7 protein-coding genes are annotated in these 7,174 nt (G+C 31.3%); 4 read left to right on the forward strand and 3 right to left on the reverse strand.

Annotated features, from left to right (window positions below; all coding sequences use genetic code 11):
- Positions 1-23: 23 nt before the first annotated feature.
- Entirely contained in the window at positions 24-1,619 is a 1,596-nt protein-coding gene (locus ACO6VN_RS14605; protein ID WP_422404828.1) for an FMN-binding glutamate synthase family protein, read from the forward strand.
- Between the two features lie 77 nt (positions 1,620-1,696).
- On the opposite strand, the gene ACO6VN_RS14610 is transcribed toward ACO6VN_RS14605, so the two are convergent.
- Together ACO6VN_RS14610 and ACO6VN_RS14615 are read right to left on the reverse strand one after the other, a co-directional pair.
- Positions 1,697-2,791: an FUSC family protein gene (locus ACO6VN_RS14610; RefSeq protein WP_017000494.1), complete on the reverse strand. Its 1,095-nt coding sequence runs from the start codon at positions 2,789-2,791 to the stop codon at positions 1,697-1,699.
- A 97-nt stretch (positions 2,792-2,888) separates the two neighbouring features.
- The gene (locus tag ACO6VN_RS14615) at positions 2,889-4,175 is read right to left on the reverse strand and encodes a glutamate-1-semialdehyde 2,1-aminomutase (protein ID WP_017000495.1); all 1,287 of its coding nucleotides are present in this window, start codon (positions 4,173-4,175) and stop codon (positions 2,889-2,891) included.
- A gap of 84 nt (positions 4,176-4,259) precedes the next feature.
- On the opposite strand from ACO6VN_RS14615, the gene bcp reads away from it, so the two are divergent.
- The 3 genes from bcp (at position 4,260) to perR (ending at position 6,214) form a co-directional block, all read left to right on the forward strand.
- Positions 4,260-4,718, forward strand: coding sequence for a thioredoxin-dependent thiol peroxidase (gene bcp / locus ACO6VN_RS14620; RefSeq protein ID WP_239706243.1), 459 nt, complete (start codon positions 4,260-4,262; stop codon positions 4,716-4,718).
- Between the two features lie 23 nt (positions 4,719-4,741).
- The gene (locus ACO6VN_RS14625) at positions 4,742-5,677 is read left to right on the forward strand and encodes a phosphoglycerate dehydrogenase (RefSeq protein ID WP_422404830.1); all 936 of its coding nucleotides are present in this window, start codon (positions 4,742-4,744) and stop codon (positions 5,675-5,677) included.
- Positions 5,678-5,755: 78 nt separating this feature from the next.
- Positions 5,756-6,214 carry a peroxide-responsive transcriptional repressor PerR gene (perR, locus tag ACO6VN_RS14630; protein ID WP_017000498.1) on the forward strand — a complete coding sequence of 153 codons (459 nt, stop codon included), beginning with the start codon at positions 5,756-5,758 and terminating at the stop codon, positions 6,212-6,214.
- Positions 6,215-6,245: 31 nt separating this feature from the next.
- Here the strand turns inward: perR and ACO6VN_RS14635 are convergent, their stop codons facing one another.
- Complete coding sequence (locus ACO6VN_RS14635; protein ID WP_017000499.1) at positions 6,246-6,665, reverse strand: YgzB family protein; 420 nt, start codon at positions 6,663-6,665, stop codon at positions 6,246-6,248.
- Positions 6,666-7,174: the final 509 nt, after the last annotated feature.

Consider the following 7,174-nt stretch of genomic DNA (forward strand, 5'->3'; position numbering starts at 1 on the left):
AGTAGAAAAGAGGGGGAATATTTATGACTTTTCTAAGTGTATTACAATTAATTGTGAACATATTATTTTTTGTTATTATAATTGGATTGTTAATCACGGGCGTAACACTTTATATAATAGACAAAAGACAAAAACATCATAGCGTATTAAGAAATTATCCCTTACTAGGGAGAGTGAGATACTTTTTAGAAAGTGTTGGGCCAGAATTAAGACAATATCTAATATTAAATGATAACGATGGCAAACCATTTTCTAGAAAGCAATATTTAAATATGGTAATGCCAGGTAAATATAAGAGTCGAATAGAAAGTTTTGGTTCTAAGAGACAATTTGAAGAACCAGGTTTTTATATTCAAAATTCTATGTTTCCTATAGATGTTGATGAATTAGAAATCAATCAAAAAGATATGATGTCTACTTATATTTATAATGTTGATAATGAAGGGTTATTTGATAGAAAAGAGTCACAAGTTAAAAAAACTGTAGAACCTTATAAATTAACGGAAACTAATGAAATGGTAATTGGTCCAGAATTAAAGCATCCTTTTGTAGTAAATAGATTAGTAGGCCAATCAGGGATGAGCTACGGTGCACTTGGTAAAAATGCTATAACTGCATTATCTAAAGGCTTAGCAAGAAGCGGTTCTTGGATGAATACAGGAGAAGGTGGTTTAAGTGACCATCATTTATCCGGAAATTGTGACATCATTTTTCAAATTGGCCCGGGATTATTCGGAGTAAGAGATAAAGCAGGTAACTTCGATGAGGATGAATTTATAGAGAAATCTAAAATAGAACAAGTAAAAGCTTTTGAACTAAAATTAGCTCAAGGTGCAAAAACAAGAGGCGGGCATATTGATGGCAAGAAGATAACGAAAGAAATTGCTGAAATTAGAAACGTGACGCCATATGAAACTGTTAACTCACCAAATAGATTTGAATTTCTACATAATAACCTAGAGCTATTACAATTTGTTGATAAGTTAAGAAATCTATCAGAAAAACCTGTAGGAATTAAAATCGTAGTAGGTAATATAGAAGACTTAAAAGATTTGATAAGCGAAATGTCAAGAAGTGGAATCATTCCTGATTTCATTACAGTAGATGGTAGTGAAGGTGGGACAGGGGCAACTTTTCAAGAATTGACGGATACAGTAGGATTACCACTGTTTACTGCTTTACCACTGCTTGACCTAGAACTCAAAAACAAGGGAATTAGAGATAAAGTAAAAGTATTCGCTTCAGGTAAATTAATTACACCTGATCAAATTGCTATTGCATTAGGATTAGGCGCAGATTTAGTCAATGTTGCAAGAAGTTTGATGATTAATGTAGGGTGCATCATGGCACAACAATGTCATACTAATAATTGTCCGGTTGGTGTTGCAACTACTGACCCTAAAAAAGAAACAGCATTAGTCGTATCAGAGAAAGAATATAGAGTGTCGAATTATATTGTAAGCTTGCATGAAGGATTATTTAATTTAGCAGCTGCAGTTGGAGTTAAAAGTCCGAATCAAATAGAAGAAAAACATATACTCTATAGAAGTTATAATGGGCACGTGTTAAATGGTATACAGTATAAAAAATCTTTATATAATGAAAAAAGAGCAATATAATAAAAGAGACGGAGACATAAAAGTGTCTCCGTCTCTTTTTAAGATAAGTGTTAATATTGTAGCTTTGCCAGTCAAACTTATAAATCGAAATCTTCCTCAGCAATTTCTATATCACTATCTTCAGGGTGGAATTTAAAGTAACTTGATGAAAGTCTATCTAAATGTAAAATACTAGATTTGTAATCCAACATTGCTGAAATGACTTGCATTATGTTTTCTATATCATAATCATCTTGATCAGGGTTACTTGTGATTTCTTTAATGAAAATATCCATTAGCTCTTCTTTATATGGTTCTACTAGATGATCAGGCACATTATCGAGTTCGTGTTTTGCTTTTTGTGAGATACGAACGAGTATTTGTTCATGTAATGCCATCAATTCATCTAATTCAAATTTCATTTGTACTTTAAAGTCATCATCTAAATTATGAATATCATTTTCATACCGATTCATTTTTCTCAATACTTCATAGGCTCGCCTAGTTGCCATGATAGCTTCTTTAAATAGCACCTTTTTGCGCATTTGAGCAAATGCTTTTTTCTTAGAATAAGCTCTCTCTTCTTTATAGAAAAGATAAAACTGTTCTAACTTTACAATACGAGTTCTAATATTTTCTAAATCTTGTTTAACGTAATGAAATTCTGTTGTACCATTTAATACTAATCTGAACCATTTAAATATATCTGTAGAGATATTTAAAGAGTTATAATACATTTTAGTTTCAAATTTTGGTGGTAGAAAAGCAAAATTCACTATGAATGCACTTGATACACCTATCATAACGAGAGCAAATCTGTAGAATGCAGAAATATAGAAGTCGCCTTCATGATGCCCAAGTATGATTAAAGCTGTAACAACGGCTAAATTAGAAACGTGTTGTAAATTAAATTTATAAAGTATTGAAATAATAATAACCGCAGTAAGACCAATAAAGACTACATTGTTACCAAAAATAGAGAATATGGTAATGGCAGTAACCGCACCAATGATATTACCTTGAAATTGTTCTACTACTGTTTTAAATGATCGATAAACACTTGGTTGCATAGCTACCATTGCTGTAACCCCAGCTATGGAAGTAAGCATGACTGAACCTGGTAGTAAATTTGCTAGAAATATAGCAAGGACAATTGCGATACCTGTCTTAAATATTCTTGCCCCAAATTTCATAGAACCATTCCTTTTTGTTGTTGAAGAAAGCTTGTAACTTTATTCACAAGTCTATTATATATATAGGTTATACATTGTTTTTAAACAATTTTCAAGTTTATAGTTGAGATAAAGCGATATCTGCTGCTTTTATAGTTTCTTTTATATCCTCTTCAGTATGTTCAGTTGTTAAGAACCATGCTTCATATTTAGATGGAGCCAAATTGATACCTTGATTTAGCATAGATTTAAAGAATTTAGCAAACTTCTCACCATCTGTGTTTTCAGCTTGAATGTAATTTTCAACTTTTTCATCAGTGAAATAGATAGTCAAAGCACCTTTAATACGATTAATTGTAGCTTTAACATTATGTTTTTCAATTAATTCTAGAAGACCATCTTCTAATTGTTTACCTAGTTTATCTAAATAATCATATACATCAGGTTGTTCAAGAACTTCTAATAATGCAATTCCTGCTCTCATTGATAATGGATTACCAGCCATTGTACCAGCTTGATAAGCTGGACCTAAAGGTGCAACATGTTCCATGATTTCTTGTCGACCGCCATAAGCGCCGATTGGTAGTCCACCACCAATTACTTTACCAAAAGCAGTTAAATCAGGGTATACGCCCAGTAAGTCTTGAGCTGCACCATAATGGAAACGAAATGCTGTAATCACTTCATCGTAAATAACTAAGCCACCATGTTCGTGAGTAATATCATTTACAGCTTCTAAAAAACCTTCTTTAGGTTCAACCATACCAAAGTTACCTACAATAGGTTCAACTAGAACACCAGCAACTTGGTCGCCCCAATGTTCCATTGCTTCTTTAAATGATTCAATGTCATTGAAAGGAACTGTTATTACTTCTTGAGCTACACTTTTTGGTACTCCTGCGGAATCAGGCGTTCCTAATTGAGCTGGACCACTACCCGCTGCAACTAGTACTAAATCTGAATGACCGTGATAACAACCAGCAAATTTTATAATTTTATCTCTTTTTGTATATGCACGCGCAACTCTTATTGTAGTCATTACAGCTTCTGTACCTGAGTTGACGAATCTAATTTTTTCTAATGAAGGGATAGCTTCACGTAGCTTTTTAGCAAATGTAATTTCATATTCAGTTGGTGTACCTAGTAGTACGCCATCTTCTGCTGCTCCTTTAATAGCTTCAGTAATATGAGGATGAGCATGGCCTGTTATAATAGGGCCATAAGCTTGTAAATAATCTATGAATTTATTTCCATCGACATCATATAAATAAGCGCCTTTCCCTTTTTTCATAACTACAGGTGCTCCACCACCGACCGCTTTATATGAACGAGAAGGGGAGTTAACGCCACCTAAAATATATTCATCAGAAAGTGTCTGTAAATATTCACTATTTTTAAAATCCATTTTATCAACCTCTTTTGTTTTAATTATTTTCATATATATCGTATCATAAAATAAAGTATCTATCGTTGATAAGGAGTGTATATGATGACAAAAATTGGTGACAAATTTCCAGATTTTAATTTAAAGAATCAAAATGGTGAAACAATATCTAGTGAAGACTTAAAAGGCAGTAAATCTATTGTGTATTTTTACCCAAGAGATAATACACCTACATGTACTACAGAAGCATGTGACTTTAGAGATAATTTAGAAGATTTTAATGAATTGAATACTAAAGTATATGGTATAAGTGGGGACAGTGAGAAGAAACATTCTAATTTCTCAAACAAACATAGCCTAAATTTTGATTTGTTAGTAGATGAAGATTATCAATTATCTGAAGAGGTTGGTGTATATCAACTGAAAAAATCTTTTGGTAAAGAATCAATGGGGATAGTTCGAACTACATTTGTTCTTGATGAAGATAATAAAGTAATACATGTTATTGAAAAAGTTAAAGTTAAAACACAAATAGAAGACTTAAAAAACTTTTTGAAGGAATGATATAAATGAAGGTAGTTGCTTTGATGAAATTGAAGGATCAAGAAGAAAGATTAGTAAATGCATTTCCTAAAGTTGAATTTACTTTCTATAAGCATCCAGAATTAGCTGATAATGATGTATTAAAAGAAGCGGATGTATTGGTAGCTTATCATAGCGAAGTAGATGAAACCTTTTTAGATAAATGCAAGAACTTAAAATTGATAGCGTGGTTTGCTACTGGTGTAAATAATTTACCACTCGATTATATCGACAAAAGAGGAATTAAATTAACAAATGCTAGAGGCGTACACGCAATTCAAATTGCAGAGTTTATTTTTGGTTACATATTTAATGATATAAAACTATTTAAAGAAACATATGAAGCGCAAAAGAACCATGAATTTAAACATAAGTTAAATCCCGGTTCTATCTATAATAAGACAATCCTATTTTTAGGGACTGGCAAAATTCCTGAAAGAACTGCACGTATTGCGAAAGCATTTAATATGAATGTGATTGGTATAAATACAACAGGTCACAAAGTAGATGAATTTGATGAAGTATATTCTATAGAAGAAAGAGGTAAAGTTTATCATAAAGCAGACTTTATTGTGAATGTATTACCTGAAACAGATAACACGGTACATTTATTAGATGAACAAGACTTCAAATCTATGAATGATGATGTACACTTTATTAATGTAGGAAGAGGAACTGTAGTCTCTGAAGATGTGTTAGTAAAAGCATTAGAAAATAAAGAAATACGACATGCTTCTATAGATGTTTTTGAAATTGAACCACTGCCGGAGGATTCAAAGCTATATGATATGGAAAATGTTACGATAACCCCACACATCACGGGTAATGACAATCGTAATATGGAGAGATGTGCAGATATATTAATAGAAAATCTCAATAAAATGATAGAAAATGATAATAGCGAGTTAAATAATGAAGTGAATATTCAGTCAGGATATTGATTAATTGTTTGACAAAGCACTGTTATAGGGGCTATATTATAAATAATAATCATTATAAATTAGAAGGTGGGTGAAAGGATGCAGCATAGTACAGAAGATGTTGAACATTTATTAGAAGATGCGATTGGAACATTGAGAAGTACAGGCGTAAGAATAACACCACAACGTCAATCTATTCTTCAATATTTAATAGAAGCAGATAGTCATCCTACAGCTGATGAAATTTATCAGTCACTTTCACCACAATTTCCAAATATGAGTGTTGCTACAGTTTATAATAACTTGAAAGTTTTTAAAGAAACTGGACTTGTTAAAGAATTAACATATGGTGATGCATCAAGTCGTTTTGATTTTGAAACACACAACCATTATCATATCATTTGTGATCAATGTGGAAAGATTACTGATTTCCATTATCCGAGATTAGATGAAGTTGAACAACTAGCTCAACATGTAACAAGTTTTTCTGTTACACACCACAGAATGGAAATATATGGTGTTTGTCCGGAATGTCAAAGTAAAAATAAAAACAAATAAAAAAGCTAAAGACTTTAGGTCTTTAGCTTTTTTATTTATGTTCTTCAGTATTATTATCCTGTTCGGCTTCTTCTAACTTCTTAGATTTACGTTTGTTGTTGTAATCTTGATTAAAAGTTTTTCCTTCTAAGTTCTTATCTAGAGTTAAAGGTTGATTACAATTTGCACAGATATCTGCTCGACCCAACATCTTAGTATATTGATCACAGTTTGGACATTTAACTTGTATTGTTCTCGAACTAAGCATCCCAATCCAGAAATAAACAATAAATGATAATCCTAATGCCAGCATACCAAGTACTAAGAAAATACTAAAAACAATTTGACTCTTGAAATAGTAAAAGAAGAATACACCTATATACATTATTATCATTCCTAAGAAGATTAATCCTAATGCAAAAGATCTTATTCTATTTATTTTACTAGTAGGTTTTTTACGAAATAGCTTCAATTCTATTCCCTCCACACTATTTAATACTGATAAAGTATAGCATATTTTCTATTATGATATATAGTGGCTTTTAAAGTGAAATAATATACATATTTGTTTGAATAAATCGTTGACGTTCTCTATATAACTTGATATTATAAAAAAGTCGTCGAAACACATAGACGAACACAACTTATAGAATTTGTTAAAAAGGTTAATAAAGTGTAAATTTGATGCTTGAATTTAACGAAATAACAATGTAATATAAATTATGCAAGTGAGTTACTTCGCAATTAACAACTTGAAAAGATTGTTTCTAGCGAAAAAACAAATTAAAACTTTTTAAAAATAAAGCTTGCATCGAAATAAAATAACTGGTATAATTGATTCTTGTAGCGGTTAAAAATGAACATTGAAAACTGAATGACAATATGTCAACGTTAATTCCAATAATTGAGTACTGAAAGTACTTCAAAGAGTGATTGGCTTAACCAATCAACAAGAGCTAATCAAGCTTACTTCTTTTATGG

This window comes from Mammaliicoccus sp. JADD-157, assembly GCF_049310805.1.
In the GTDB taxonomy this organism is placed as follows: domain Bacteria; phylum Bacillota; class Bacilli; order Staphylococcales; family Staphylococcaceae; genus Mammaliicoccus; species Mammaliicoccus lentus.

Excerpts from the sequence above, each read along its gene's own strand:
- ACO6VN_RS14625 (WP_422404830.1), top strand. The coding sequence starts at position 4,742 with ATGAAATTGAAGGATCAAGAAGAAAGATTAGTAAATGCATTTCCTAAA.
- perR (WP_017000498.1), top strand. The coding sequence starts at position 5,756 with ATGCAGCATAGTACAGAAGATGTTGAACATTTATTAGAAGATGCGATT.
- bcp (WP_239706243.1), top strand. The coding sequence starts at position 4,260 with ATGACAAAAATTGGTGACAAATTTCCAGATTTTAATTTAAAGAATCAA.
- ACO6VN_RS14615 (WP_017000495.1), bottom strand. The coding sequence starts at position 4,175 with ATGGATTTTAAAAATAGTGAATATTTACAGACACTTTCTGATGAATAT.
- ACO6VN_RS14610 (WP_017000494.1), bottom strand. The coding sequence starts at position 2,791 with ATGAAATTTGGGGCAAGAATATTTAAGACAGGTATCGCAATTGTCCTT.
- ACO6VN_RS14605 (WP_422404828.1), top strand. The coding sequence starts at position 24 with ATGACTTTTCTAAGTGTATTACAATTAATTGTGAACATATTATTTTTT.